This window comes from uncultured Ruegeria sp. (assembly GCF_947500045.1).
Classification (GTDB): Bacteria; Pseudomonadota; Alphaproteobacteria; order Rhodobacterales; family Rhodobacteraceae; genus Ruegeria.
The window spans coordinates 1-2,551 of the sequence record NZ_CANMQQ010000028.1 but is presented as its reverse complement, the minus strand read 5'-3'; the positions used below and the strand labels follow the sequence as shown (position 1 = coordinate 2,551).

The following is a 2,551-nucleotide window of genomic DNA, read 5'->3' as shown; positions in this document are numbered from 1 at the left end:
GCGATGGCCTTGATGCCATCGGGGCCATGGTACACGGCATACATCGAGGCAATCACCGCCAGCAGTGCCTGCGCGGTGCAGACGTTCGAGTTGGCTTTTTCACGGCGGATATGCTGCTCGCGGGTCTGCAGCGCCAGGCGATAGGCCTTGTTGCCCCGGCTGTCGATCGACACACCGATGATCCGGCCCGGCATCGACCGCTTCAGCTTGTCGGTGGTCGCCATATAGGCCGCGTGCGGGCCGCCATAGCCCATCGGCACGCCAAAGCGCTGGGTCGAGCCGATGGCGATATCCGCGCCCATCTCACCCGGTGACTTCAGCAGCGCCAGCGACAGGATGTCGGCGGCGACAATGGCGATGGCTTTATGTTCATGCAGCGCCGCGATCTCAGCCGAGAAGTCGCGCACATGACCATGGGTGCCGGGATACTGGAAGATCGCACCAAAGACGGAACCTGCATCCAGCGTGTCGGGATCAGCCACCTGCACATCGATGCCCAGAGGCTCGGCGCGCGTTTTAATGACCGCGATGGTCTGCGGGTGGCAGTTCTTATCCACGAAGAAGGCCGCGTTATTGGCCTTGGAACGGCCGCCCCGCTTGGCCATCGCCATCGCCTCGGCGGCTGCGGTGGCTTCGTCCAGCAAGGACGCGTTGGCCACGTCCAGCCCGGTCAGATCGCTGACCATGGTCTGGAAGTTCAACAGCGCCTCGAGCCGGCCCTGGCTGATCTCGGGCTGATAGGGCGTATAGGCGGTGTACCAGGCCGGGTTTTCCAGGATGTTGCGCAGGATCGGCGCCGGGGTGGTGGTGCCATAATATCCCTGACCGATCAGCGAGGTCAGAACCTTGTTCTTGCTCGCCACCTCTTTCATGTAGAACAGCGCATCGCGCTCGGTCATCGCCGGACCCCAGTCCAGCGGCTCTTTCTGCCGGATCGCGGGCGGGACGGTGGCGTCGATCAGCTCATCCAGTGTCTTGAAGCCGATCACCTTGAGCATGTCGCGCATCTCGGCCGGGCTGGGCCCGATATGGCGACGGTTGGCGAAGTCATAGGCTTCGTAATCGGTCAGTTTGAAGGCCATGTGGTGCGCTCCTCAGGGAATGTCTCGTCCGGCCGCTGCGGCAAATGCCTCCGGCGCGGGGTGAGGGCCGTCCCGGAAACTGTCCGGGGGACAGCTTCAGGCCCGAACGGGCGAAGCCCAAATTCGGCGGCATGAGTTAAAGAGATGGAGCCCCAATGCCGGGGCTCCGCAAAGTATCAACCGATGAAGGCCTTATAACCAGCCTCATCCATCAGATCCTCAAGCTGCGATGCATCCGCGATCTTGATCTTGTAGATCCAGGCCGCGCCTTCGGGGTCGTCATTCAGCGAACCCGGATTGTCGGCCAGCACCTCGTTCACTTCCGTGATCTCACCATCAACCGGCGCATAAAGCTCGGACGCGGCCTTGACGGATTCAATCACGCCAATCTCGCCGCCCTTTTCGAACTCGTCGCCTGCTTCCTGCTGTTCCACGAAGACCACGTCGCCCAGTTGCTCGGCGGCGTGTTTGGTGATGCCCAGCGTGGCGATGTCGCCCTCAACAGCCAGCCATTCATGCTCTTCGGAATAATAGGTTGCCATCGTGTCTCTCTCCTGACTTCAACGCTTGTAATTCTGTGTGACGAAGGGCAGCGCCACGATCTGCGCCGGCTGCGGCTTGCCCCGGATGATCAGGTTCACCGTCTCGCCCGGCTCTGTGTGCCCCGCAGAGACATAGCCCATCGCCACCGGTCCGCCGACCGTGGGACCAAACACGCCCGAGGTGATCTGACCGATCGTATTGCCCTCGGTGCACTGGATTTCCACACCCTGACGCGCCGGGGCCCGGCCCTCGGGCTTGATGCCCACCAGCTTGCGCGCAGGCCCCTCGGCCAGTTCTTTCTGAACACGCTCTGCGCCCGGGAACCCGCCTTCTTCCTTGCGGCGCTTCTGGATCGCCCAGGCCAGCGACGCCTCGATCGGCGTGGTGCCCTGGTCAATGTCATTGCCGTAAAGGCACAGACCCGCCTCAAGCCGCAGGCTATCGCGCGCGCCCAGACCGGCCACATCGCAATCATCATGCGCCAAAAACGCACGGGTCACTTCGATCGCCTTGTCCTCGGGGATCGAGATCTCGTACCCGTCCTCGCCGGTATAGCCCAGCCGTGAGATGCGGCATTCGACACCATTGATCGGGGCCACGGTGGTTTCCATGAACTTCAGATCGCGCGCCGCCAGGCACAGTTCGCCCACAACGTTTTCTGCCGCCGGACCCTGAACCGCAACCAGCGCGCGGTCAAAGATCTCGATCACTTCGACGCCGTCCAGATTGGCTTTCATATGCGGAATGTCCTGATGCCGCAGCGCCGCGTTCACCACCACAAAGTAATGATCACCCGCGTTCGACACGATCAGGTCATCCATGATCCCGCCATCCGCATTCGTAAAGAACCCGTACCGCGCCTTGCCCTCTTTCAAGGTCGCATAGGCCTGCGGGCACAAAGCTTCCAGCTTCTCGCCCACATTCTC

General features: G+C 62.2%; 2 protein-coding genes and 1 pseudogene. All 3 read right to left on the bottom strand.

Going from position 1 to position 2,551, the window contains the following annotated elements:
* Positions 1-1,082 (bottom strand): annotated as a pseudogene (locus tag Q1B46_RS22080) (glycine dehydrogenase); the annotation flags it as partial.
* Between the two features lie 176 nt (positions 1,083-1,258).
* Positions 1,259-1,624 carry a glycine cleavage system protein GcvH gene (gene gcvH, locus Q1B46_RS22075; protein ID WP_299952051.1) on the bottom strand — a complete coding sequence of 122 codons (366 nt, stop codon included), beginning with the start codon at positions 1,622-1,624 and terminating at the stop codon, positions 1,259-1,261.
* An 18-nt stretch (positions 1,625-1,642) separates the two neighbouring features.
* The coding region (gene gcvT, locus Q1B46_RS22070) for a glycine cleavage system aminomethyltransferase GcvT (RefSeq protein WP_299952049.1) at positions 1,643-2,551 on the bottom strand (909 nt) is incomplete at its 5' end.